This is a genomic window from Edwardsiella piscicida (assembly GCF_001896205.1).
GTDB classification, from domain to species: Bacteria; Pseudomonadota; Gammaproteobacteria; order Enterobacterales; family Enterobacteriaceae; genus Edwardsiella; species Edwardsiella piscicida.
This window is the reverse complement of the sequence record NZ_MPNU01000001.1, coordinates 2,013,811-2,037,900: the sequence shown is the minus strand read 5'-3', so window position 1 is coordinate 2,037,900 and position 24,090 is coordinate 2,013,811. Positions and strand designations below refer to the sequence as shown.

At 63.0% G+C, this 24,090-nt stretch carries 16 protein-coding genes; 5 read left to right on the top strand and 11 right to left on the bottom strand.

The window, feature by feature from the left end:
* Nucleotides 1-6: 6 nt before the first annotated feature.
* The 7 genes from BRD58_RS09365 to ppsR all read right to left on the bottom strand — a co-directional run bounded on the left by BRD58_RS09365 (nucleotide 7) and on the right by ppsR (nucleotide 7,154).
* Nucleotides 7-2,004, bottom strand: a complete 1,998-nt coding sequence (locus BRD58_RS09365) for a TonB-dependent hemoglobin/transferrin/lactoferrin family receptor (RefSeq protein ID WP_069578651.1) — start codon at nucleotides 2,002-2,004, stop codon at nucleotides 7-9.
* A gap of 111 nt (nucleotides 2,005-2,115) precedes the next feature.
* Nucleotides 2,116-2,346 carry a hemin uptake protein HemP gene (gene hemP, locus BRD58_RS17730; protein WP_034168171.1) on the bottom strand — a complete coding sequence of 77 codons (231 nt, stop codon included), beginning with the start codon at nucleotides 2,344-2,346 and terminating at the stop codon, nucleotides 2,116-2,118.
* Nucleotides 2,347-2,380: 34 nt separating this feature from the next.
* Nucleotides 2,381-3,013, bottom strand: a complete 633-nt coding sequence (locus BRD58_RS09355; protein ID WP_012848635.1) for an NAD(P)H-binding protein — start codon at nucleotides 3,011-3,013, stop codon at nucleotides 2,381-2,383.
* The gene (hutX, locus tag BRD58_RS09350) at nucleotides 3,010-3,531 is read right to left on the bottom strand and encodes a heme utilization cystosolic carrier protein HutX (protein ID WP_073382507.1); all 522 of its coding nucleotides are present in this window, start codon (nucleotides 3,529-3,531) and stop codon (nucleotides 3,010-3,012) included. Before hutX ends, BRD58_RS09355 begins: the two co-directional genes overlap by 4 nt.
* A complete protein-coding gene (gene hutW, locus BRD58_RS09345; protein WP_073382502.1) occupies nucleotides 3,521-4,903 on the bottom strand; it encodes a heme anaerobic degradation radical SAM methyltransferase ChuW/HutW in 1,383 nt (460 codons plus the stop codon). The genes hutX and hutW overlap by 11 nt, the downstream gene beginning before the upstream one ends.
* Nucleotides 4,904-5,073: 170 nt before the next feature.
* Nucleotides 5,074-6,120, bottom strand: coding sequence for a 3-deoxy-7-phosphoheptulonate synthase (locus BRD58_RS09340; RefSeq protein ID WP_012848632.1), 1,047 nt, complete (start codon nucleotides 6,118-6,120; stop codon nucleotides 5,074-5,076).
* A gap of 212 nt (nucleotides 6,121-6,332) precedes the next feature.
* The gene (gene ppsR, locus BRD58_RS09335; protein WP_015461523.1) at nucleotides 6,333-7,154 is read right to left on the bottom strand and encodes a posphoenolpyruvate synthetase regulatory kinase/phosphorylase PpsR; all 822 of its coding nucleotides are present in this window, start codon (nucleotides 7,152-7,154) and stop codon (nucleotides 6,333-6,335) included.
* Nucleotides 7,155-7,567: 413 nt separating this feature from the next.
* On the opposite strand from ppsR, the gene ppsA reads away from it, so the two are divergent.
* Nucleotides 7,568-9,943 (top strand): phosphoenolpyruvate synthase, encoded by a 2,376-nt coding sequence (gene ppsA, locus BRD58_RS09330; protein WP_015461522.1) that lies wholly within the window; start codon nucleotides 7,568-7,570, stop codon nucleotides 9,941-9,943.
* A 524-nt stretch (nucleotides 9,944-10,467) separates the two neighbouring features.
* Here ppsA and ydiK read toward each other — a convergent pair.
* Nucleotides 10,468-11,565, bottom strand: coding sequence for an AI-2E family transporter YdiK (ydiK, locus tag BRD58_RS09325; RefSeq protein ID WP_073382498.1), 1,098 nt, complete (start codon nucleotides 11,563-11,565; stop codon nucleotides 10,468-10,470).
* 306 nt (nucleotides 11,566-11,871) lie between these two features.
* Here ydiK and ydiJ point away from each other — a divergent pair, with 306 nt between their 5' ends.
* From ydiJ to zntB, 3 genes are read left to right on the top strand one after another with little or no spacing between them, the layout of a single operon-like run.
* Nucleotides 11,872-14,961, top strand: a complete 3,090-nt coding sequence (ydiJ, locus tag BRD58_RS09320) for a D-2-hydroxyglutarate dehydrogenase YdiJ (protein WP_073382494.1) — start codon at nucleotides 11,872-11,874, stop codon at nucleotides 14,959-14,961.
* Complete coding sequence (locus BRD58_RS09315) at nucleotides 14,924-15,346, top strand: hotdog fold thioesterase (RefSeq protein WP_015461520.1); 423 nt, start codon at nucleotides 14,924-14,926, stop codon at nucleotides 15,344-15,346. Before ydiJ ends, BRD58_RS09315 begins: the two co-directional genes overlap by 38 nt.
* A complete protein-coding gene (gene zntB / locus BRD58_RS09310) occupies nucleotides 15,343-16,323 on the top strand; it encodes a zinc transporter ZntB (protein ID WP_069578645.1) in 981 nt (326 codons plus the stop codon). The genes BRD58_RS09315 and zntB overlap by 4 nt, the downstream gene beginning before the upstream one ends.
* A gap of 282 nt (nucleotides 16,324-16,605) precedes the next feature.
* On the opposite strand, the gene ttcA is transcribed toward zntB, so the two are convergent.
* On the bottom strand, nucleotides 16,606-17,541 hold the full coding sequence (gene ttcA / locus BRD58_RS09305) for a tRNA 2-thiocytidine(32) synthetase TtcA (protein ID WP_012848621.1): 936 nt from the start codon (nucleotides 17,539-17,541) through the stop codon (nucleotides 16,606-16,608).
* Nucleotides 17,542-17,772: 231 nt separating this feature from the next.
* Between ttcA and BRD58_RS09300 the strand changes: the two genes are divergently transcribed.
* Complete coding sequence (locus BRD58_RS09300) at nucleotides 17,773-18,084, top strand: DoxX family protein (RefSeq protein ID WP_073382489.1); 312 nt, start codon at nucleotides 17,773-17,775, stop codon at nucleotides 18,082-18,084.
* Nucleotides 18,085-18,181: 97 nt separating this feature from the next.
* Here the strand turns inward: BRD58_RS09300 and aegA are convergent, their stop codons facing one another.
* Nucleotides 18,182-20,218, bottom strand: coding sequence for a formate-dependent uric acid utilization protein AegA (gene aegA / locus BRD58_RS09295; RefSeq protein ID WP_012848619.1), 2,037 nt, complete (start codon nucleotides 20,216-20,218; stop codon nucleotides 18,182-18,184).
* 341 nt (nucleotides 20,219-20,559) lie between these two features.
* Nucleotides 20,560-24,090, bottom strand: a complete 3,531-nt coding sequence (gene nifJ, locus BRD58_RS09290; protein WP_012848618.1) for a pyruvate:ferredoxin (flavodoxin) oxidoreductase — start codon at nucleotides 24,088-24,090, stop codon at nucleotides 20,560-20,562.

Sequence of the window (24,090 nt, the reverse complement as noted above, 5' to 3'; positions counted from 1 at the left end):
ATAGCGTTACCACTGGTAGCTGAGCAGCAGACGGGCGCCGCGGCCATCCTGCAGCGCGCCGTTCGGCGCGTAGTAGGTCTTGTCAAACGCATTGCTCAGGACGGTGGTGGCGCTGAACTGATTGCCCAGGGCCGGGGTGCGGTAGCTGACATAGAAGTCATTGACGCCATAGCCGGCCTGCGGCTGTGTCCGGCTGTCGTTGGTGTGGAAGGCGGCGGCAAAGGTGCCGACCCAGCCGACGGAGAAGCCGCTGTGGGCCAGCGGAATATCCAGCCGGTTGCTGAGGGTGTCCGGCGTTCCGTTGGCAATCCAGTCGCCGCTTTGGCTGTTTTTGCCGCGGGTGCGGTTATAGGCCGATTCCCAGCTAAACCGATCGCTGCGGTAGTTCAGCGCGACGTCCCAGCCCCACAGTTTGACATCGTCAACGTTGATCGAGGTGGTATAGAACTGGCGCTTGGCAAAGTCGTTGACCACCTGCGTGTCGATATAGTTCTTGGCACGGGTGCCGAAGTAGCTGGACTTGAACTGCAGGCTGTCGCCCTCGGCCAGCAGATCGTCGAAGCGTAACCCAAAGCCGGCCTCTTGGGTGGTGTTGCTCTCCGGGCGCAGGTTGGGGTTGGGGCGCCAGTAGTTGACAAAGGGCCCGATGGAAAAGTGGCGGGCATCGTTGTAGATCTCTCCGATGGTCGGTGCCCGGAAGGCCTGGGCGTAGCTGGTAAACAGCATCAGCCAGTCGGCCGGGGTCACGGTAACGGCCGCCCGGGACGACCATTTGTCCGCGTTGATATCGCCATAGCTGTCGTTGTGGGCTCGGTAGTTATCGTAGCGGGTGCCAGCCACCAGGCTAACGGGCAGATCGCGCAGGGTTATCTCATCCTGCAGCCAGCCCGAGGCAAAGCGGATGTCCGCCTGGGGATAGGCGCTGGCGCCGCCGCCCGGGCGCTGGCTTTGGCCGTAGGCTTCGCTGCCGTAGGTCACCAGATGGGCGGCGGGGCCGTCGTGCCATAGGCGACTGCGGTTTTCCAGCCGAAGTCCCAGGGTGCGCTGGGTTCGGCTTTCGGCGCTTTCTCCCTGCGGGTTGGCGGTAATCCGGACATCGGAGTAGTAAGGCCGCAGGCTGGCATCCAGCCAGGTATTCTCCCTCGGTTTGAGGCGGTACTCCAGCTGCAGATCGCGTTGGAGAGTATCGCGGCGGGTCATGACGTTGTTGGCGCTGGCCTGGATATCCTGCGGATTTTTGGGCTCACGGGCGGCGTTGTCGTAATAGCGAAGGCTGGCGCGCAGCGATTGAGCATCGTCGATGAGCCAAGTGCCTTTGGCCAACAGGTTGCCGATGGTTTCGCGGTTGGCGGCGCTTTCCCCCTCGCCAAGACGCAGATCGCCGCGCTGGCGGGTGCTAAAGGAGATCAGGCCATCCAGCGTATCGCTGCGGGCATAGGCGCTGGCGCCCAGGCCCAGGCTGTGATCTTGGGTGCCGCCGCTGGCAAATACGCGGTAGCCGCTGTTTTTCCCCGCCAGCAGCAGGTCGGCGGCATCGACGGTCTGGTAGGCGATCACGCCGCCCAGCGCGCCGTTGCCATACAGCAGGGCGCCGGGGCCGCGTACCACCTCGACTCGCTTGATCAGCGCCGGATCGAGAAATGTTCCGTTCAGGTGACCGGTGTCGGTTCCCTGGCGTACGCCATCGACCAGGACCAGAACGCCGCGGTTATCGTAGCCGCGCAGCGTGATGTCCTGGCCATTGCTGCGGCCGACGCCGCTCAGGCTGAGCCCCGGGACATTACGCAGCATTTCCGGCGCGGATGCCGCGCTGGCGGCCACCGGATCCTGCTGGTCGATGACGGTGACCATCATCGGGGCGCTGAAGCTGTCGCGCTGGTTCCCGGTGGCGATAACGGTCACGCGGTCGCCGCTCTCCGCGGCCTGCAGCAGGGAGGGGGTCAACACGATGGCGCCGATGGCCAGGGTAAGCGGACGTAGGGCAGGGCTAAAAAGCGTAGGCATGGCTCAACACTCCAAATGTAGTATGGCATTGGGACTGCTGGCTGCCTTGCCGCACCGCGGGTATGCGGCGGACTGGGTGGCTGGCAAAACGGTATTAGGGCGTTATGGTATCTATTTGGTCAGGATCAGTTTGCCCGATCGGGTCTGGCGTAGCTGGTAGTGCTCTCCCTGGTGGGTAATTGTCACCCGGCCTTCCTGACCGAGCAGGGTGTGACTGGCGATGGTACTGCCCGGCGGCGCAGTACGCTCTTGCGTCAGTCTGGTACGTGGTGAATCGGGGGTCGCTTTTTCCATAGTGAGTACGTAGGATAAAATTCCGCTCTTCATCTTAATGATAATCATTATCGTATAAGCCGCCGGCGACGGCAAGCAGTTTTTAGCGCACGGGGCGCTCGGGCGGCGTCAGATGGCGGTCTACCAGCGTGTGGATCTGTCCCCAGGCCTGCGGCATTTCCATCAGGCGGTACATCCACTGCGCCAGATCGGCGCGGCGCACCAGACCGTGGCGCGGCGTCCGGTGCAGCGTGGCTTGCCCGCTGGCTTCGCCATCCAGCAACCCGCCGGGGCGCAGAATGCAAAAGTCCATACCGCTGCTCTGCAGCCAGCACTCCGCCAGGCTCTTTTCCCGCACCGCGTGGCCGAAGGCAGCGCGGGCGCGCGGCGACAGCAATGGCCAGCTCTCCCCGCAGCCCAGCGATGTCACTAACAGCATCCGGGCGATCCCCTGCTCAACGGCGCAATCGATAATGGCCCGGTGGGCGAGATAGTCATGACCGCCGCCGCCCAGGGTGGAGAGGATCGCGCTGTGCGCCCCCGCCTGGCGATATAGCGCCTGCAGCGCCTGTGTATCGCAGGCATCGCCCAGCGTGACCTGGACGCCGAGGTCGCGCAGGCGCTGGGCCTGGGCCTCTTTACGCACCAGGGCATACAGCGGGCGATGGCCTGCCGCCCGCTGGGCCAGCGCCAGGCCGGCGCCCTGTCCGGCGCCAAACAGGATCCACGGCGTCATGCGTGCGCGCCTGCGGTGGACAGCGTTTGGGCCAGGGCGCGGAACGCGGCCAGGGGCTCTTCCCGCAGGCGGCGCTGCTCATCCCGGCCGACGAACACTTTCAGCATGGCCTGTCCTTCAGGGTTGATAAACCACACGCTGGCAGTCTCCATCCCCATGAAGGGACGCTCCACCAGTGCAATGTGTCGGCAGCGCTGAGCCCGGATGTGGCCGCTCAGGCCGCCTTTGCCGCGCAGGTTGAAAAAGCCGTGTCGGTGGGCGCCGCCGGGCAGCGGGCCATGAAACTCCAGAATTAAATCGGGGTTGTTGATAAGCGTGGTGACATCGCCCCAGCCGGTCAGGGTTTGCCAAACCCGATCAAAGGCGTCGCCGTCGCACAGGGTGACCTGCGGCAGGTGGCGCAGAACGTCCAGCGCCGAGAGCGCGAAGCGCTGGGCGATCGCTTCAACGGTATCCGTCGGCGCCGTGGATAGAAAGGCGTCCAGTTCGGCAATGCGTGGCTGATGTTCAGGATGCATGGTGTCTCTCCGAGTGTGTGTGATGGGGGGCGTGCGCGGCGTGTGCACCAGCGCTAAGGGGGGTTGCCTGCAAGGGGGTCAACAGCTGAGCCAACAGCTGCTGCAGGGCCTGCAGCAGATTGCTGGCCCAAAAACGCCCGCGCGGCGTCAGCGTGAGGCAGTGATCCCGCAGGCGTAGCAAATCGCAGGATTGCCACTGCAGCAGCAGCGGCAGCAGCGGCGTAGGATCGTCGAGCAGGGTGGCGAGATCCAGCCGCCCGGTTTCGATACCGCCCTGCAGCGCCAGGCGCCAGCGGTGCTGCGGCGCGGGCGCGCTCAGCATCATCAGCGGCTTTTCCGCGGCGTCCAGCCGTTGATAGTAGGCCTCCAGGGAGCGCTGCAGCATATAGGACTGGCCATCCAAGTGGCCGCCGGCACCGCTGCCGAAGGCCAGACAGTCTGCCCCCTGCTTGATCAGCAGGTTATACAGATTGCGCTCGCGGGTGGTGCGTGCCCAGTGGCTGTTGCTGAGCTGGCGCCAGCCCCGCTTATCCAGCTCATCGAGCGCATGCAGGTAGAATGACTGGCGTTCTGCGGCGTCAGCGACGCGGGTACGGGCGTTGGCGACGGCCTTGGCCAGCGGCGTCGAGGGCAGCAGATTGAGCGCGTAGAGATCGACGCCGTCCAGCGGCAAATCCTTGACGATGTCCAGATCGTTTTGCCACTCCCGCGCGGTCTGCCCCGGTAGGCCAAACATCAGATCGCAGATCACCGCCGCCCGGTCGCGCTCGGCCAGCGCCCGCAGAAAGGCGATGGCCCGATCGCGATCGGCCCGCCGCCCCATACGCTGGCGTAGACGGGTATCAAAGGTCTGAATGCCGATGGAGAAACGGTTGGCGCCGGCCGCCAGACAGGCGTCGATGCGCGCATCGTCAAAGTTCAGCACGCGTCCTTCGACGGTGATTTCGCCGTCGGCGGCCAGCGGCAGCGCGCTGCGCAGCTGAGTAATCAGGCGATACAGCTGTTCAGCGCTCAGGGCGCTGGGGGTTCCGCCGCCCAGATAGATGGCGTGGATGGGCGCCGACTGCTGCAGCGGCAGGGCGCTCTCCAGGGCGATTTCGCGCTGCAGGTAGTCGCAGTAGCGAGCAACGGCCTGCTCGCTGAAACGGTTTTGATAAAAACCACAGAAGGTACAGTGGGTGGCGCAAAAGGGGATATGCACATAGACCAGGCGCTTATTGGGCGGCAGGGTGCGTTGGCATAGGTGCTGCCAGCCCTGCGCCAGGGCGTCGGCGGGCAGAGGCTGCTGATGGCGCCAGGGCATGGTGGCCCAGCGTTCGGGGAAGGGAATGCCCTCGGCCGCGGCCAGATAGGGGGTAATGTCCAGCGTCATGGTAACTCTCCGTTAATACCTGATCTGCGCGGCATTGAATGATAATAGTTATCATTCGATCAACGGTAATGCGAATTGTTCATGATCTGGATCAAGCGAAAGGGCACAAAAAGATAAAATGCGGGGATAAGGGGATGTCGGGACGCCGCGGGCGTGCGTCCCGATCGGGGTCAGAGGCGGCTGCCGACCGCATCGGCCAGCTGTGCGAGTAGCCGTTCGCTGTCCTCCCAGCCCAGGCAGGGGTCGGTGATCGATTGCCCGTAGATCAGCGCCTGTCCGGGCAGATTTTTCTGTGCCCCCTCGGCGATGAAGCTCTCCGCCATGATCCCGACAATATTGCGGGAGCCGGCGCGGATCTGGCTGGCGACCGCCTCGGCGACGTTAAGCTGCCTGCGGTGCTGCTTTTGGCTGTTGCCGTGGCTGGCGTCGACGATCAGGTAGGGCGGCAGGTCGTACTGGCGCAGCTGTTGGCAGGTCTGCTCCACGTCGGCCGGGTGGTAGTTGGGCACCTTGCCGCCGCGCATGATGATATGGCCAAACGGGTTGCCGCTGGTCTGGTAAATGGTCATCCGGCCATCTTTATCCGGCGACAGGAACATATGGCTGGCGCGGGCGGCGCGGATGGCGTCGATGGCGATGCGGGTGCTGCCGTCGGTGCCGTTTTTAAAACCGACCGGACAGGAGAGCGCCGAGGCCATCTCGCGGTGGATCTGGCTCTCCGTGGTACGCGCGCCGATGGCGCCCCAGCTGATCAGATCGGCAATATATTGCCCGGTCACCATATCTAAAAATTCTGTTGCGGTCGGCACCCCTAGCTGATTGACCCGCAGCAGCAGCTCTCGGGCCAGGCGGATGCCGTGGTTGACGCGGCAGGCGCCGTTCAGATCCGGGTCGGAGATCAGCCCTTTCCAGCCGATAACGGTGCGCGGCTTTTCAAAATAGGTGCGCATCACGATCTCCAGACGATCCCGATAGCGCTGGCACAGGGGGGCCAGGCGCTGGGCGTAATCCAGCGCCGCCGCCGTATCGTGGATGGAGCAGGGACCAATGATGACCAACAGGCGGGGATCATCGCCCTGAAGGATGCGTTCAATTCGTTTTCGTGACGTTGTCACGTGCTCTGCCACCGACGGATCGATAGGCAGTTGCTGCGCCAGTTCTGCGGGCGAAATCAATGTATCGATGCGCGCAGTACGCAGTTCATCGGTTTTGTGCATGGCTATCTCTAAAGCTGGTCTTCTCAACGGCAGGAGTACCGGGAAGTGATGGGGATCACGATAAAGCAATTACCGGACAAATCAATAGAGCGTCGCTGCTTTTGTGAGCAGTTGATGTACTTTCTTACTAGTACATGCGTCAGGTCGCACAATAAGCGCCTTTTTTGCCCGCCCCGCGGCGCAGGGATGCGGCGACAGGGGCAGGCGCCATCTCAATACATGCGGCGATTGAGCCCCAGGGTATCGATGATTTTGGCGGCGATCTCTTCGACGGAGTGGTTGGTGGTGTTGAGGTAGCGGATCTGGTGTTTACGGTAGAGCGCTTCGACCTCACCCAGCTCCAGACGGCACTGGCGCAGGGATGCGTAGCGGCTGTTTTCCCGGCGTCCCTCGCGGATCGCCGCCAGTCGCTCGGGGTTGATGGTCAGGCCAAACAGCTTGTCCTGGTGTTCGCGCAGCGCGGGGGGGAGCTGCAGGTTGTCCATGTCGTCGGCGGTGAACGGATAATTGGCCGCAAAGATACCAAACTGCATCGCCAGATACAGGCTGGTGGGGGTTTTACCGCAGCGTGAGACCCCCAGCAGAATAACCTGGGCGCGCTCCAGGTTGCGCAGCGAGATACCGTCGTCGTGGGCCAGAGTGTAGTCAACCGCGGCGATACGCGCATCGTAGCGGTTCAGATTATGGGCCGTCAGGCCATGGGTCAGGTTGGCGACGTGCACCGGCTGGATACCCAGCTCCGCCTGCAGCGGCGACACCAGCGCGCGGACGATGTCCTGGCAGAAACCCTCGCTGCTTTCGATAATCGTGCGGATGCGCGGCGAGACGATAGAGTAAAACACCAGCGGGCGATCGCCGCTGTGCTGATAGATGGCGTTGATTTGCTGCCGTACGGTCTCCGCTCGCTCTTCGGTTTCGACAAAGGGCAGGGTATAGCTGGTGGCGTCCAGCGCAAACTGCGACAGCACGGCGTGCCCTAGCACCTCTGCGGTAATGGCCGTTCCGTCGGAAATATAGAACACGCTTCTCTTCATGCTCTCCTCCTGTTGATGGGGGCAGGACCACCGCGACCGCGGTGCGTCGCTGCCCGGCTGATAAATAGCACGAATGTATTTTTAAGACTACAGTTAATTGAAGAGTGGTCAGGAAAGTCTTTGCTTTCAATATGCTGTAGCTACTCTGCCGCCGAAGCGTCCCACGCTGCTGGCCAATACGCTGACGATCGCGCGCGGCGCGCTTCAGCATGGGCGCGATGCGGCCAATAATGGCTGACGAGCTTCAGCACCACTCAGTAAAAAAGTGCGTTTTTTCCATGAAAGGTAAATTCTACGCTAGGTGTAACGATTCACCTGTCTTGGCCTGTGTCGACATTGTGTTAGGCTAATTATGCCGCGTTGGCGGTGTATTGTCTCCGAAACCCATGCTTTGAAATAAAAGGATTGCTTCGATGTCTAGTAATGGCGCGCAATTACAGAATGTGGTGTGGTACAACCAGCTCGGGATGCACGATGTCGAGCGGGTCGGCGGTAAAAATGCCTCTCTGGGCGAGATGATAACCAACCTGTCTGAGCTGGGCGTGTCGGTGCCGAATGGCTTTGCCACCACGGCGCAGGCGTTTAATGATTTTCTGGATCAGAGCGGCGTCAACCAGCGGATCTATGCGCTGTTGGATCAGACGAACATCGATGACGTCGACGCACTGGCGCGGGCGGGAGCGCAGATTCGCCGCTGGGTGATCGAAACCCCGTTCCCGGCGGCGCTGGAGGCGGAGATCCGCAGCGCCTATGCCACCTTGGCCGCGGACAACGCCAACGCCTCCTTCGCCGTGCGCTCCTCGGCGACGGCGGAGGATATGCCCGATGCCTCGTTTGCCGGGCAGCAGGAGACCTTTCTCAACGTACAGGGCATCGATGCGGTGATGACGGCGGTGAAGCATGTCTTCGCCTCGCTGTTTAACGATCGCGCCATTTCCTACCGAGTGCATCAGGGCTATGACCACCGCGGCGTAGCGCTCTCTGCCGGGGTCCAACTGATGGTGCGCTCCGATCTGGCGGCCTCTGGGGTGATGTTTACCCTGGATACCGAGTCGGGGTTCGATCAGGTGGTCTTTATCACCTCGGCCTATGGGCTGGGCGAAATGGTGGTGCAGGGGGCGGTAAACCCCGATGAGTTTTACGTGCATAAGCCGACCCTGCAGGCGGGGCGGCCGGCTATCGTGCGCCGTACGCTGGGGTCGAAGAAGATCCGCATGGTGTATGCCGACAGCCAGGAGCACGGAAAGCAGGTGCGCATTGAGGATGTCCCCGCGGCGCAGAGCGGGCGCTTTAGCCTGAGCGACGAGGAGATCCAGCAGCTGGCGCGCCAGGCGCTGCTGATCGAGCAGCACTATGGCCGTCCGATGGACATCGAATGGGCCAAGGATGGACACAGCGGCACGCTGTACATCGTTCAGGCTCGTCCGGAGACCGTGCGGGCCAACGAGCAGGTGATGGAGCGCTACCACCTGAGCCAGCGCGGCGAAGTGCTGGTGGAGGGGCGCGCCATCGGCCATCGTATCGGCGCCGGGCCGGTGAAGGTGATCACCAGCATCAGCGAGATGCACCTGATCCAGGCGGGCGATGTGCTGGTGACGGACATGACCGACCCGGACTGGGAGCCGATCATGAAGCGGGCCGCGGCGATAGTAACCAACCGCGGCGGGCGCACCTGCCATGCGGCGATCATCGCGCGCGAGCTGGGGATCCCGGCGGTCGTCGGCTGCGGCGATGCCACCGAGCGCCTGCGGCCGGGGACGGCGGTGACGGTCTCCTGCGCCGAAGGGGATACCGGCTACGTTTACCGCGGGCAGATCGACTTCAGCGTGCAGAGTTCGCAGGTCGAGCAGATGCCGGCGCTTCCCCTGAAGATCATGATGAACGTCGGCAATCCGGATCGCGCCTTTGACTTCGCCCGTCTGCCCAACGACGGCGTGGGGCTGGCGCGGCTGGAATTTATCATTAACCGGATGATCGGCGTGCATCCGCGCGCGGCGCTGGAGTTCGATCGTCAGGATGCGGCGGTGCAGGCAGAGATCCGTCAGATGATGCAGGGGTTTGACGATCCGGTGGAATTCTACGTTAGCCGTCTGACCGAGGGCATCGCGACGCTGGCAGCGGCATTCTGGCCCAAGCGGGTGATCGTCCGCCTGTCAGACTTTAAGTCCAATGAATATGCCAACCTGATCGGCGGTGAGCGCTATGAACCCCATGAGGAGAACCCGATGCTGGGGTTCCGCGGTGCCGGTCGCTATGTGGCGGAGAGCTTTGCCCCCTGCTTCGCCCTGGAGTGTGACGCCATTAAGCGGGTGCGCAATACGATGGGGCTGACCAACGTCGAGGTGATGATTCCCTTTGTGCGCACGGTGGAGCAGGCGCAGGCGGTGGTCTCTCAGCTGGCGAAAGAGGGGCTGCGCCGCGGTGAAAACGGCCTGAAGGTGATCATGATGTGCGAGATCCCCTCCAATGCGCTGCTGGCCGACGACTTCCTGGCCCATTTCGACGGTTTCTCCATCGGCTCTAACGATATGACGCAGCTTACCCTGGGGCTGGATCGCGACTCCGGGGTGGTCTCTGCGCTGTTTGACGAGCGCAACGCGGCGGTGAAGGCGCTGCTGTCGATGGCTATCCGTAGCGCCAAGGCGCAGGGGAAATACGTAGGGATCTGCGGTCAGGGCCCCTCGGATCATGAGGACTTTGCCCGCTGGTTAATGGAGCAGGGAATTGACAGCCTGTCGCTGAATCCGGATACGGTGGTGCAGACCTGGATTAATCTGGCAGAAAAATAAGCGTTATTTTGCTAACCCGCTAAAACGGTCGCTGCGATGCGGCCGTTTTTTCTACCGTTTTTATTTTTGCTCAGCGCGATAAAAATAAATGGCCGGTTACCATTTGAAACATGGCGGATAAAAAAAAGCCCATCAAGGCGATGGGCAAAGACTACACACAGCAATAGGGGGAGAAATCCGCAGGCCCGCGCTGGCACCGATGCACATTTCTGGATCCGGGGGATCAGACGGTTTTGGGAGTGATTCTTCTTGACACCGCGCTGAAGACATTACAGGGCTGGATTATATATCTAATTTATTACTATGACGATAGCTAATCTATAAAAAATGGAGAATACAGAACTTTCACCGGGCAGCGAGAGGAAAGGAATATGTACAGCGATTTTAGTTTCATTACTTAAATAAAGCCGCAGGCTGTTGAATAAATACCCGATGGCGTTCATGTCGGCTATTTTAATCGTGCGAGCGTAGAGGAGTTACCGCATTTTAGGCGACGTCTCCCGAAGCAGGCGCCGCCCATTATCTTACTGCAGCTTATCTAGCTCTTCGCTGACCTGCCGGGCATCTCTCAGCGGCGCCGGCGCCTCGCTGATCCAGACGGAGACCAGACGATAAGAGACCGCCAGCACGACGGGGCCGATAAACAGGCCGATCATGCCAAAGGCCAGCAGACCGCCGATAACGCCGGAGAGCACCAGCAGCATCGGCAGATCGGCGCCCAGGCGGATCAGCGCCGGACGCAGTATGTTATCCATGGTGCCGACCACGCCGCTCCACACCAGCAGCACCGTTGCCCAGGTGTTATCGCCGCTCCAGTACAGCCAGGCGACGGCCGGGATCAGCACCAGCAGCGGGCCCAGCTGGGCCAGGCAGCAGATAAACATCACCACCGTCAACAGGACGGCATAGTGGATACCGCTGATCGCCAGCCCGATACCCGCCAGTACCGACTGGGCCAGCGCGGTGACGACGACGCCCAGCGCGACGGCGCGAATGGCCTGACCGCCCAAGATCACCGCCGCATCGCCGCGGTCGGCGGCCAGGCGGATAGCGAAGCGACGGATGCCAAAGGCGACGTCCTCACCCCGGCTATACAGCAGGGCGCTGAACAATAGCATCAGAGAGCAGTGCAGGAAGAAGCCGCCGACGTGGGCCGCCTGGGTAATAAACCAGGTGATCCCCTGGCCGATATAGGGCTGGATCTTGGTGACCAGAACCCCTTCGTTCATCAGCCCCTGCCAGCTGGCATACAGTTTGGCGCCGATCAGCGGCAGCGTCTGCAGCCACTCCATCTGCGGCATTTGCCAGCTACGGGCGTTGGCTGCCCAGTCCAGGATCGGGCCTGCGTTGCCGATCAGGCTGGTAATCACCATGCCGATGGGCAGCACAAACAGCAGCAGCAGCAGCAGAGTCATCAGCACGACCGCTATCCAGCGTTTGCCCCACAGGTGATTTTGCAGCCAAATCAGCACCGGCCAGGTCGCGATCACCACCATGCTGGCCCAGGTAAAGCCCAGAATAAACGGCTGAACCACCCACAGACAGGAAATGATCAGCAGGGCAATAAACAGCGACCCAAAAATAATCCGGGCCAAATCATACTTCGGTAGTGGCTTATCCATAGTCTCCATCTCAATTGTGCGCGGCGGCGTGCGCCGCGCCTATGATGACTCAGGATAGAGGGAAAACCCAGCGCCTGCATGCAGATCTTTATCGGCGGCGGCGCGCGGCGTAGAAAATTTCACCGCCTGCTGTTTTGTGATAGCGTGAGGAGTAACCGGTTGAATTCAGGCATGGCTACCGCGCTGCGGGGCGATGCCGCATGACCGGCGCGTCGCATCGGCCGGTCGCCAATACTCGGACGCGGCGTATGGCAGGGGTGGGCCGGTGAGCCCGCGGAGCACACACTATGGACAGGATTTATGCGCATGATCCCTCGGCTTTCGCCATCGACGGGGTTTGACCCGGCGGTTACGGCATTTATTCAGACGCTGAAGCAACACGGCTTTAACGGCGAGTGCGACACGCGCTATGGGGCGCGTCTGACCATGGCGACGGACAACAGCATCTATCAGCTGTTGCCGGACGCCGTTCTATTTCCGCGCTCTACGGCGGACGTGGTGGCGATCGCCCGCCTAGCCCAGGAGGCGGCGTTTCGCCACCTGAGCCTCACCGCGCGCGGCGGGGGCACCGGTACCAATGGCCAGGCGCTGAACGGGGGCATCGTGGTGGATATGTCGCGCCACATGCAGCGGATTCTGGAGATAAATCTGCAGGAGGGGTGGGTGCGAGTCGAGGCGGGGGTCGTCAAGGATCAGCTGAACGCCATCCTCAAACCCCACGGCTATTTCTTTGCGCCGGAGCTCTCCACCAGCAACCGCGCGACCCTGGGTGGGATGATCAATACGGATGCCTGCGGTCAGGGCTCGCGGGTGTACGGTAAAACCTCCGACCATATTCTGGGGCTGCGCAGCGTGCTGCTGGGCGGTGATATTCTGGATACGGCGCCGATGCCGATTCGGCTGGCCCAGACCCTGGCCCGCCAGGGCGATCGGATCGGCGAAATCTATCGCGGGGTACTGGAGGTCTGTCTGGGGCAGCGCGAGGCCATCGTAGCCAAGTTTCCGCCGCTCAACCGGTTCCTGACCGGCTACGATCTGCGCCACGTTCTCAGCGACGATCTGCAGCGCGTCGATCTGTCGCGGCTGCTGGCCGGTTCGGAGGGAACCCTGGCCTTGGTGACCGAGGCGCGTCTGCGCATCATTCCGCTGCCGCAGGTTCGTCGGCTGGTCAACGTGACGTATGACAGCTTCGATGCGGCGCTACGCAACGCGCCGCTGATGCTGGAGGCCAACGCGCTGTCGGTCGAGACGATCGACTCTCAGGTGCTGGCGCTGGCGCGTCGCGACATCATCTGGCACGGCGTGCGCGATCTGATCGACGATCGCGCCGATCGCCCTCTGCAGGGGTTGAACATCGTCGAGTTTGCCGGTGATGATGAACACGTCATCGCCGCTCAGGTGGCGGCGCTGTGCCAACGGCTAGAGGCGATGGCGAACGCGGGCGAAGGGGGCGTGATCGGCTACCGTCTGTGCGGCGATGAGGCCGGTATCGAACGGATCTACGGCATGCGCAAGCGGGCGGTCGGCCTGCTGGGTAACGCCCAGGGGGCGGCCAAGCCTATCCCGTTTGTCGAGGATACCTGTGTGCCTCCGCCGCATCTGGCGGACTATATCGCCGAGTTTCGCGCCATTCTGGATCAATATCAGCTGAGCTATGGCATGTTTGGCCACGTGGACGCCGGCGTACTGCACGTGCGCCCGGCGCTGGACATGTGCGATCCGCGCCATGAGGCGCTGGTCAGCGAGATCTCCGATCGGGTGGTGGCGCTGACGGCCAAATATGGCGGCCTGCTGTGGGGGGAACACGGCAAGGGATTTCGCGCCCAGTACAGTCCCGCCTTCTTTGGCGCGGCGCTGTACCATGAGCTGCGTCGCATCAAGAGCCTGTTTGATGCAGATAACCGGATGAACCCCGGCAAGATCTGCCCGCCGCTGGGCTGCGATGCGCCGATGAAGCGGGTGGATGCGGTAAAGCGCGGCACCTTCGACAGGCAGATTCCGGCGGCGGTGCGCGGGGCGTTTCGCGGGGCGCTGGAGTGCAATGGTAACGGCCTGTGCTTTAACTTTGATCGGCGCAGTCCGATGTGCCCCTCGCTGAAGGTGAGCGGCGATCGTCTTCACTCACCGAAAGGCCGGGCGGCGCTGATGCGCGAATGGCTGCGCCTGCTGGCGGAGCAGGGCGTCGATCCCCTGGCGCTGGAGCAGCGTCTGGGCACGCTGGCGTCGCTGCGGGCGCTGATCGCCAAAACGCGCCACGGCTGGCGCGCCCGCGGCGGCGAATATGACTTCTCGCATGAGGTCAAGGCGGCGATGGACGGCTGTCTCTCCTGTAAGGCCTGTTCCAGTCAATGCCCGATCAAGATCGATGTGCCGGCGTTTCGCGCCCGCTTTCTGCAGCTGTACCACACGCGCTATCTGCGCCCGCTGCGCGACCATCTGGTGGCCGGGGTGGAGCGCTATACGCCGTGGATGGCGAGGGCGCCGCGGGTCTTTAACTTTTTCCTGCGTCAGCCGCTGCTGGGGCGCCTTGGCGAACGCTGCGTCGGAATGACCGATCTCCCGCAGCTTTCAGCGCCGACCCTGCGCCATGCGCTGGCCGGCCACCCGGCGCTGCTGGACTCCCTGGAGTCGCTGGAGGGGCTGGATGCCGCGGCGCGCGCGCGACGGGTGCTTATCGTGCAGGACCCCTTTACCAGCTACTACGACGCGCGGGTCGTCGAGGCGCTGATCCGACTGTGCGATCGGTTAGGCCTGCGCGCCCAGCTGCTGCCCTTTGTTCCCAACGGTAAGGCGCAGCATATCAAGGGATTCCTGCGCCGCTTTGCCCGTACGGCGCGCAGCGGCGCCGAGTTTCTCAACCGAGTCGCCCGGCTGGGGATCCCGCTGGTGGGCGTCGATCCGGCAATGGTGTTATGCTATCGCGATGAATATAAAACTATTCTGGGTGAGCAGCGCGGCGAGTTTCAGGTACAGTTGATTCAGGAGTGGCTGGCGCAGGTGCTGCCGTCCACCGAGCGGCTCAGGCCCGCGACTGACGAGACGTGGTATCTGTTCGGCCACTGTACCGAAACCTGTGCCGAGCCGGCCAGCGTGGCGCAGTGGCAGCAGGTGTTTGCCCATCTGGGCGCCCGCCTACAGAATGTCAGCGTAGGCTGCTGCGGCATGGCGGGAACCTATGGCCATGAGGTGGCCAACCAGGCGGCGTCGCGCGGCATCTATGCGCTGTCGTGGCAGCCCGCGCTGGCTGCGCTGCCGCCGGCGCGCTGTCTGGCGACGGGCTACTCTTGCCGCGGTCAGGCGCTACGCCAGCAGGGGGTGGCGCTGCGCCATCCGGTTCAGGCTTTACTGGAGATATGTGATGATTTGGAAACGCGCGATAACCCTGGAGCAGCTTAATCAGGTCGGGGAGGCGTGCATGGTCGGCCATCTGGGCATTGCGATCACCCGAATAGGGGACGATACGCTGGAGGGCAGTATGCCGGTGGATCAGCGCACCCGCCAGCCCTTTGGCCTGCTGCACGGCGGCGCATCGGCGGTGCTGGCGGAAACGCTGGGCTCGCTGGCGGGCTACCTGTGCAGCGAGGGGACTCAGCAGGTGGTGGGGCTGGAGATCAACGCCAACCACCTGCGCGCCGTGCGCAGCGGTACGGTGCACGGCGTATGCCGGGCGCTGCATCTGGGGCGCCGGCATCAGGTGTGGCAGATCGATATCCGCGACGATCGCGACCATCTGTGCTGCACCTCGCGCCTGACGACGGCGCTGCTGGACAAGCGCCAATGATGGGCGAGGATCTGCCGCTGGGGCAGGCGATATATGCCCTGCAGCTGGATGGGCAGGGCGGCTGTCGGGCGCTGACGGGCCACGCGCAGGCCTCGCTGGCGCAGCCGGCCTGGCTACACCTGGACTACCGCGAGGCGCCGATCCGCGACTGGCTGGCGACCACGCCGCTGCTGCCGGATCCGCTGCGCCAGAGCCTGTCCGGGGAGAGCCTGCGTCCCCGGCTGACGCGTCAGGGGGAGGGGGTCCTGATCACCCTGCGCAGCATCCATCTCGATCCGGCGGCCGATACGCACCCGGATCCGTGGGTGGTGCTGCGAATGTATGTGACCGGCTCGCTGATCCTCACCTCCGCGCATCGCGACAGCGCGATGCTGGCGCCGGTGGTAGAGGAGTTGCAGGGGGGCAGCGGCGCCGTGAACGGCGCGGGGCTGCTGGTTGCGATTGCCGATGCGCTGGTGGATCAGCTCAGCGACGCCATCGATGCGCGCCATGACTGCATCATCGATATGGAAGATCGGCTGCTGGATCAGCAGTTTCCTCCCCGCGGCGAGCTGGCGATGCTGCGTAAGCAGCTGATCGTGATGCGTCGTTACCTGGCGCCGCAGCGCGATGTGCTGGCGCGATTGGCCTGCGAGCGTCTGGGGTGGCTGGGCGATGACGACCGGCGTCGTCTACAGGATATCGCCGATCGCCTCGGCCGTGGTCTGGAGGATTTGGATAGCTGTATCGCCCGTACCGCGCTGCTGGCAGATGAGATCGCGTCGCAGGTGGCCGATGCGCTGAACCGTCGCACCTATACCATGTCACTGCTGGCGATGCTGTTTCTGCCCGCCACCTTTCTGACCGGCCTGTTCGGCGTCAATCTGGGGGGGATCCCCGGCAGCGAGTCGCCGCTGGCGTTCGTGCTGTTTTGCCTATTGCTGCTGATTTTGGCATTTTGCGTTGTTATCGGGTTAAAACGCAGTAAATGGTTGTAATCTATCGCGCGAGCAATCTTTGTGGCGTGTCAAAGTTCATGCGGTAGGTGGGGAAAAGGCCGGAGGAAATTGAGCAATATCAAACTTCACTCGAAGTAGGTAGGGCAAACTTCATTTCGCAGGTGAATGCAACGTCAAGCGATGGGCGTTGCGCTCCATATTGTCTTACTTCCTAATTTTGAATTATTGCATAGCACAATTTAATTCGTCATATGCCGGTGATTACCGGCATTTTTTTTATTTCTGAACGCGGCGAGACGTCCAGACGCCCCGCCGGGCAGATCACTTCACCTCGACGACGTCCAGGCGCATGCCGTCCGTCTGCGGACGATCGTCGTCGTCGCTCAGGCCGACCGGCTGCAGCGGAATCGTCTGGCGATCGAAGGCCAGATCGCCGCCGTCGATGATCTCACCGCCCTGCTGCAGTCCCTTAAAGTCAAACAGAGCGCCGTCCGCCAGATGCGACGGCACCACATTCTGCATGGCGCTGAACATGGTTTCGATGCGTCCCGGATAGCGCTTGTCCCAGTCGCGCAGCATCTCTTTGATCACCTGGCGCTGCAGGTTAGGCTGGGAGCCGCACAGGTTACACGGAATAATCGGGAAAGCCTTGGCGGCGGCGAAGCGCTCAATGTCTTTTTCACGGCAGTAGGCGAGCGGGCGGATCACGATATGCTGGCCGTCATCGCTCATCAGCTTGGGCGGCATCCCTTTGAGCTTGCCGCCGTAGAACATGTTGAGAAACAGAGTCTCCAGCATGTCATCACGGTGGTGGCCCAGCGCGATCTTATTGCAGCGCAGCTCGTTGGCGGTGCGGTAGAGAATGCCGCGGCGCAGACGCGAACACAGGGAGCAGGTGGTTTTGCCCTCTGGAATTTTCTCTTTGACGATGCCGTAGGTGTTCTCTTCGACGATGCGGTATTCGACGCCCTGGGTCTCTAGGTAGGCCGGCAGGACGGTCTCCGGGAAGCCGGGCTGTTTCTGGTCAAGGTTGACCGCGACCAGGGTAAAGTTCACCGGCGCACTCTGCTGCAGGTTGCGCAGGATCTCCAGCATGGTATAGCTGTCTTTGCCGCCGGATAGGCACACCATAACCCGATCGCCCTCTTCAATCATATTGAAGTCGGCGATGGCTTCACCGACGCAGCGGCGCAGGCGCTTTTGTAGCTTGTTCAGGTTGTACTGCTCTTTTTTGCTGATTTCTTGATTCACTGACATCGTTTCTGTTACCCGGCATAGACAAAAGGGTTGCGGCGGCGCGTCGGGCGACGGCGCAATTATCGGGGGCTGTCATCGTGGACGGCGTGGCGTGTATGGTACGGATTACGGCGGCGAATGCCAGCAGGAATTATGCGGCGCCGGCGCCTCAGGGGCGATAGACGTTGCGTCGCCGTGGCCGTTGCTGTATTTTGTAATAATCCATACAAAATATGGCAGGGAGGTGGAGAGATGCAACGGATTCTGACGTGGGGACTACTGATTATTTTTCTGGCCTCCGGCGCGGCGAAGCTGGCGGGGCTGGCGTTTGAGCAGGCGGCGTTTGCCCGCTGGAGCTATCCGCTGTGGTTTATGTATGCGGTCGGCGCGGCCGAAACTCTAGGGGCGCTGGGGCTGCTGAGTCGCCTACGGCGCTGGGCGGCGGGAGGACTGCTGCTGCTGATGCTGGGCGCCCTGCAGACCCATCTGCGCTTTGGCGAGTGGGGAATGCTGCTGCTGGCCCTGATACTGGCCGCCGGGCTGCTGGTGCGGATCCGTCGCTGAGTCGCGGTGAGGCGCAGGGGAGCGCTCGACGCGAGCCGCCCGTCCCCTGGCTTAAAGGGAGTCACGCCCGCCGGACGGCGGGCGATAGATCCGTCGATCAGGCGATATCCTGCACACGGATATGCGGACGCTGCGCCTCAACGCCAAAGTAGCGCATCATGCCGGCGGCGGCGTGACGCCCTTCGGCGATGGCGGTGACCACCAGATCGGCGCCGCGTACCGCATCGCCGCCGGCGAAGATCTGCGGATTGCTGGTCTGATAAGGAATGTCGCTGTCTACGCGGGCGATGATTCGCCCGGCACGGTCAACGTTTACCCCCTGGGCCTCCAGCCACGGCATGGCGTGCGGGGTAAAGCCGAAGGCGATCACCACCGCATCGGCCGGCATGAGAAACTCGGAGCCGGGGATGGGCTTGGGACGGCGGCGTCCGGCGGCGTCCGGCTCGCCCAGCGCGGTGCGCAGCATGTGGATCCCACAGACCTTGCCCTGCTCATCGACGGCGATGGAGAGGGGCTGCACGTTAAATTCGAACTCGACGCCCTCTTCACGCGCGTTTTTCACCTCTTTCTTCGAGCCTGGCATATTGGCCTCGTCGCGGCGATAGGCGCAGGTTACCCGGGTGGCACCCTGGCGGATGGAGGTGCGCACGCAGTCCATGGCGGTATCGCCGCCCCCCAGCACCACCACCTGCTTACCTTCCATGCTGATATAGGGCGCCTCATCGCTGTGCGGCAGTCCCATCACCTGCTTGGTATTGGCGATCAGGAACGGCAGGGCGTCATAGACCCCCGGCGCCTGCTCGTTTTCTATCCCCGCCTGCATGGAGGTATAGGTGCCGGCGCCGACGAACACGGCGTCAAAGTCGGACAGCAGCTGCGCCAGGCTGACGTCACGTCCCACCTCCGTGTTCAGGCGGAACTCGATGCCCATATCGCTGAAGATCTCCCGGCGCCGTGCCAGGATCGCTTTATCCAGCTTAAACGCCGGAATGCCGAAGGTGAGCAGACCGCCGATTTCTGGATGGCGATCGAACACCACCGCCTGAATGCCATTACGGGCCAGAATATCGGCGCAGCCCAGTCCGGCGGGGCCGGCGCCGATGATGGCGACGCGGCGGTTGACCGGCTTGACATAGGAGAGGTCAGGGCGCCAGCCCAGGGCGAAGGCGCTGTCGCTGATGTAGCGTTCAATGTTGCCGATCGTCATGGCGCCGAACTCTTTCCCCAGCGTACAGGCGCCCTCGCACAGGCGATCCTGCGGGCAGACGCGGCCGGTCACCTCCGGCAGACAGTTGGTTTGGTGAGAGAGTTCGACGGCCTCAAGGATCCGCCCCTCTTTTACCAGACGGATCCAGTGCGGAATATGGTTGTGCAGCGGGCAGGTCCACTCGCAGACGCTGTGGGTGCCGCAGGCCAGGCAGCGTTCGCTCTGCGCCTGCGCCTGTGGGCGGTCAAAGGTCGGGTAGATTTCGTCGAAGCGGGTCTTACGGATAGCCAGCGCGATCTTGACCGGATCCTGGCGCGGCGGGGTTTGACGCATCTGCGCCACCTTGCTGCCGCCGCTGCCGCCGATCGCGGCGCCGCGGGCATCGGCCGCCGCGCTGCCGTTAAACATCCGTCCGGCCTGCTCGTTGAACACGGCGCGCAGCTGACGCTGTTGGCGCAGCTGGGTCAGGGAGGCTTCGCTGATCAGCTGCAGGGCATTGCTGGGGCAGGCGGCAACGCAGGAGGGGCCATCGGCCACCTCATCGCACAGGTCGCACTTATGGGCGTTGGCGCGCACGCTGTCAGGGTGGTTGCTGCGCGGATCGGACTGGGTAATGACCTCGATGGCGCCAAACGGGCAGGCGACGACGCAGGTTTTGCAGCCGATGCACTTCTCCTGCCTGACCTGGATGCTGTCGTTATATTTTTCAATGGCGCCATTGGGGCAGACGTTGGCACAGGGCGCATCTTCGCAGTGACGGCACAGTAGCGCAGTGCGGCGATCGCCGCGGCGGATAACGTGGATGCGCGGCTGAAACTGCGCCGCCGTGAGAACATGCTCACCGTGGTTGTGGGCCATTACGCAGGCGACTTCACAGCTACGGCAACCGATGCAGTTGTTGGCATCGGCAATGACAAAACGATTCATAACGACCTCACCCAAAGACGAAAAGGAGACAACATGTTTGGGATATATGCACATCGCGTGCACAAATGACTGGAAAACCCTTATTAACGACAAGGAAACCTGACGGCTGCGCAATGTATCACAGTTTTTGTTATGAATTGATTAAAAAAGCGCTAAAAATGGGGAAATAATGAGTTGCATCAAAATAACAGGGCAAATTAATTAATCTGAATGTTTCTTTATTATTTATCACGATTATCACTGTGACACGGCGTGAGTTTTTCTATGCGCAAAGTGATAATCGATGTTGTAAATGTAATCGAAAAGTAAAGCGGCGCTGCCCGGGGGACAGCGCCGGTGGGTTACTCGGTGGCAGGGGGCGTTTTCCCCGCCAGCAGGCTGAGCAGGGCGAAACGCTGACGCAGGTTCTCCTCTGCCTCGCGGTATAGCGTCTGCGCCTCCTGCGGCGCCAGGCTGTTCAGCCGACGGAACCGCTGTTCGGCCAGCAGCGTTTGCGCCAGATCGCCGCTGGGCGGCCGGGAGTCCAGCGCCAGGGCGTTCTGCCCCTCGGCGCCGCGGCGCGGATCAAAGCGGTACAGCGGCCAGAATCCATTGGCCGTCAGGCGCTTCATCTGCTCATGGCTGTCGGCCAGATCGTAGCCGTGCTCCTCACAGGGGCTGTAGGCGATCACCAGCGAGGGGCCCGGATAGGATTCGGCCTCCTGCAGCGCCTTGACGGTCTGGTTCAGCTGAGCGCCCAGCGAGATTTGGGCGACGTAGACGTGGCCATACATCATCATGCTGACGCCGAGATCCTTACGCGCTTTGCGCTTACCGTGTTCGCCAAACTTGGTGACCGCTGCCAGCGGCGTCGCCTTGGACTGCTGTCCGCCGGTATTGGAGTAGCACTGGGTATCCAGGACCAGGACGTTGACGTTTTCGCTCAGGCTCAGCACGTGATCCAGCCCGCCGAAGCCGATATCGTAGGCCCAGCCATCGCCGCCGATCAGCCAGATGGATTGCTCTACCAGGGCATCGGCCGTCTGCGCCAGCGCCTGGGCCTGCGGATCGTCGAGCGTCGCCAGGGCCGCGCGCAGCGCCGCTATCTGCTGACGCCGCGTCTCGGTGGGCGTCTCCTCCTGCTGCAGCGCCGCGACCAGCGCCTCTGGCAGCTGTCCGGCCAGCGCATGGAGCAGGCGCAGCGCCCGCTGGCGGTGCTGCTGGGCGCTCAGGCGGAAGCCGAGGCCAAACTCGGCGTTATCCTCAAACAGCGAGTTGGCCCAGGCCGGCCCCCGTCCCTGTGCATCGGTGGTATAGGGGCTGGTGGGGAGGTTGCCGCCATAGATGGAGGAGCAGCCGGTGGCGTTCGCGATCAGCATACGATCGCCGAACAGCTGGGTCAGCAGCTTGATATAGGGGGTTTCACCGCAGCCGGAGCAGGCGCCGGAGTATTCAAACAGCGGCGAAATCAGCTGCGAGGTGCGTATATCGATGCGCTCCAGGCGACGGCGGTCGATCTCCGGCAGGGCCAGAAACGCGTCGTAATGCGCCTTTTCCCGCGCCAGGTGCGCCAGACGTGGTTGCATATTGATGGCCTTGACGCTGGGGTCCTGACGATCCGCCGCCGGGCAGACCGTCACGCACAGGTTGCAGCCGGTGCAGTCTTCCGGTGCCACCTGCAGCACATAGCGCTCGCCGCGCAGATCGCGGGCGCGGACCTCCAGGCTCTCCAGCGTGGCTGGCGCGTGCTCCAGCGCCGCCGGCGCGACCACCTTGGCGCGGATCGCCGCGTGGGGGCAGGCGGCGACGCAGTGGTTACACTGGGTGCAGAGGGCGGGCTGCCAGATGGGGATGGCCTCGGCGATATTGCGCTTCTCCCAGCGGGTAGTGCCGACGGGCCAGGTGCCGTCCGGCGGGAAGGCGGAGACCGGCAGGCTGTCGCCCAGCCCGGCCAGCATGGCGGCGGTAACGGTTTTGACAAAGTCCGGCGCCTGGTCGGCGACGATCGGCGGCCGGCGCGGGCTCTCGGCATCGACCGGGCGCAGGGGAACGGCGTGCAGCGCGCCCTCGACCGCCCCCAGCGCCTGCCAGTTGCGTTCGACGATCTCCTGTCCTTTATTGGCATAGCTGCGGGCGATGGCATCCTGCAGCAGCGGCAGGGCGCCGCCGTTGGGGATCAGGTCGCTGAGGTGCAGGAAGGCCATCTGCATGACGGTGTTGATACGGGCGCCGAGCCGACACTCGCGGGCGATACGGGCGGCGTTGATAACGTAGAACTTCGCCTGCCGTGCGTTGAGCAGCGCCTGCACCTCCTGGGGCAGCCGCGCCCACGCCTCGTCTGCGGCATAGGGGGTATTTAGTAGGAAGATCCCCCCGAGGCGCAGACGCTCAACCATCTGATAGCGTTCAATGAACTGCCACTGGTGGCAGCCGATAAAGTCGGCCTGCTCCACCAGGTAGGCGGAGTGAATGGGCGTTTCCCGTACTCGCAGGTGTGACACGGTCAGGCCGCCGGCCTTTTTGGAGTCATAGACAAAGTAGCCCTGGGCATGCAGCGGCGTGCTGTTACCGATAATCTTGATGTTGTTCTTCGCCGCCGAGACGGTGCCGTCGCTGCCCAGCCCATAGAACAGCGCCTCCAGCCGGTTGCTCACCGGGTGGACATCCGTCCGGCGCGGCAGGGAGAGGTGGGTCACGTCGTCGTTGATGCCCACGGTAAAACGCGGTCGAGGCCGCGGGGTCTCCAGCGCCTCAAATACCGCCAGGGCGCAGTCGGGGCCAAACTCCTTGCTGGAAAGGCCGTAGCGCCCGCCGATGGTGAGCGGCAGCGCGGCGCGTTCGCCGCTGCTAACCGCCTGCGCCAGCGCGGCGATGACGTCCAGGTACAGCGGCTCGCCCAGCGCCCCCGGCTCTTTGGTGCGGTCGAGCACCGCGATGCGCTGCGCGGAGAGGGGCAGCGCGGCGAGCAGGTGACGGGCGGAGAAGGGACGGTACAGCCGCACCTTCAGTACGCCCACCTTCTCCCCGCGCGCGCGCAGCATATCGCACACCTCGGCGCAGGTGCCGCAGGCGGAGCCCATCACGACGATGACCCGGGTGGCCTCGGGATCGCCATCGTATTCAAACGGCTGGTAGCGGCGCCCGCACTGGTCGGCGAAGGCCTGCATGGCGTCGGCCACGTGGTCATAGGCGGCGTCGTACCACGGGTTGCTGGCCTCTCGTGCCTGAAAATAGGTGTCCGGGTTGGCGGAGGTTCCGCGGATCACCGGGTGCTCCGGGGTCAGCGCATGGGCGCGGTGGGCGGCGATGGCCTGCGCTGGCAGCAGCGTCTGCAGCGTATCGTCGGCCAGCGGCACGATTTTGTTGATTTCGTGAGAGGTGCGGAAACCGTCGAAGAAGTGGATAAACGGCAGACGGCTGTTGAGGGAGGCGATATGGGCTATCAGGGCGAAATCCTGGGCCTCCTGCACGCTGGCGGCGCACAGCATAGCGCAGCCGGTCTGGCGTACCGCCATGACGTCGGAGTGGTCGCCGAAAATGGAGAGCGCATGGGTGGCGACGGTGCGCGCGGCGACGTGCAGAACGAAGGGGGTTAATTCGCCGGCCAGCTTATACAGGGTGGGGATCATCAGCAGCAGCCCCTGGGATGAGGTAAAGCTGGTGGCCAGTGCCCCGGTCTGCAGCGCGCCGTGTACGGCGGCGATGGCGCCGCCCTCAGACTGCATCTCGACGACGCGTGGAATATCGCCCCAGACGTTGGGGCGTCCGTCGGCGGACCAGGCGGAGGCCTGCTCGGCCATGCCTGAGCTGGGGGTAATCGGATAGATGGCAATGACTTCGCTGGCTCGATAGGCCACGGACGCCACTGCGCTGTTACCGTCAATGGTGATCAT

Coding starts and splice junctions, on each gene's coding strand:
- BRD58_RS09300 (WP_073382489.1), top strand. CDS start 17,773: ATGCAACGGATTCTGACGTGGGGACTACTGATTATTTTTCTGGCCTCC.
- ttcA (WP_012848621.1), bottom strand. CDS start 17,541: ATGTCAGTGAATCAAGAAATCAGCAAAAAAGAGCAGTACAACCTGAAC.
- hemP (WP_034168171.1), bottom strand. CDS start 2,346: ATGATTATCATTAAGATGAAGAGCGGAATTTTATCCTACGTACTCACT.
- nifJ (WP_012848618.1), bottom strand. CDS start 24,090: ATGATCACCATTGACGGTAACAGCGCAGTGGCGTCCGTGGCCTATCGA.
- zntB (WP_069578645.1), top strand. CDS start 15,343: ATGATGGGCGAGGATCTGCCGCTGGGGCAGGCGATATATGCCCTGCAG.
- BRD58_RS09315 (WP_015461520.1), top strand. CDS start 14,924: ATGATTTGGAAACGCGCGATAACCCTGGAGCAGCTTAATCAGGTCGGG.
- hutW (WP_073382502.1), bottom strand. CDS start 4,903: ATGACGCTGGACATTACCCCCTATCTGGCCGCGGCCGAGGGCATTCCC.
- ydiK (WP_073382498.1), bottom strand. CDS start 11,565: ATGGATAAGCCACTACCGAAGTATGATTTGGCCCGGATTATTTTTGGG.
- BRD58_RS09365 (WP_069578651.1), bottom strand. CDS start 2,004: ATGCCTACGCTTTTTAGCCCTGCCCTACGTCCGCTTACCCTGGCCATC.
- BRD58_RS09340 (WP_012848632.1), bottom strand. CDS start 6,120: ATGCACAAAACCGATGAACTGCGTACTGCGCGCATCGATACATTGATT.
- ppsR (WP_015461523.1), bottom strand. CDS start 7,154: ATGAAGAGAAGCGTGTTCTATATTTCCGACGGAACGGCCATTACCGCA.
- ydiJ (WP_073382494.1), top strand. CDS start 11,872: ATGATCCCTCGGCTTTCGCCATCGACGGGGTTTGACCCGGCGGTTACG.
- BRD58_RS09355 (WP_012848635.1), bottom strand. CDS start 3,013: ATGACGCCGTGGATCCTGTTTGGCGCCGGACAGGGCGCCGGCCTGGCG.
- ppsA (WP_015461522.1), top strand. CDS start 7,568: ATGTCTAGTAATGGCGCGCAATTACAGAATGTGGTGTGGTACAACCAG.
- hutX (WP_073382507.1), bottom strand. CDS start 3,531: ATGCATCCTGAACATCAGCCACGCATTGCCGAACTGGACGCCTTTCTA.
- aegA (WP_012848619.1), bottom strand. CDS start 20,218: ATGAATCGTTTTGTCATTGCCGATGCCAACAACTGCATCGGTTGCCGT.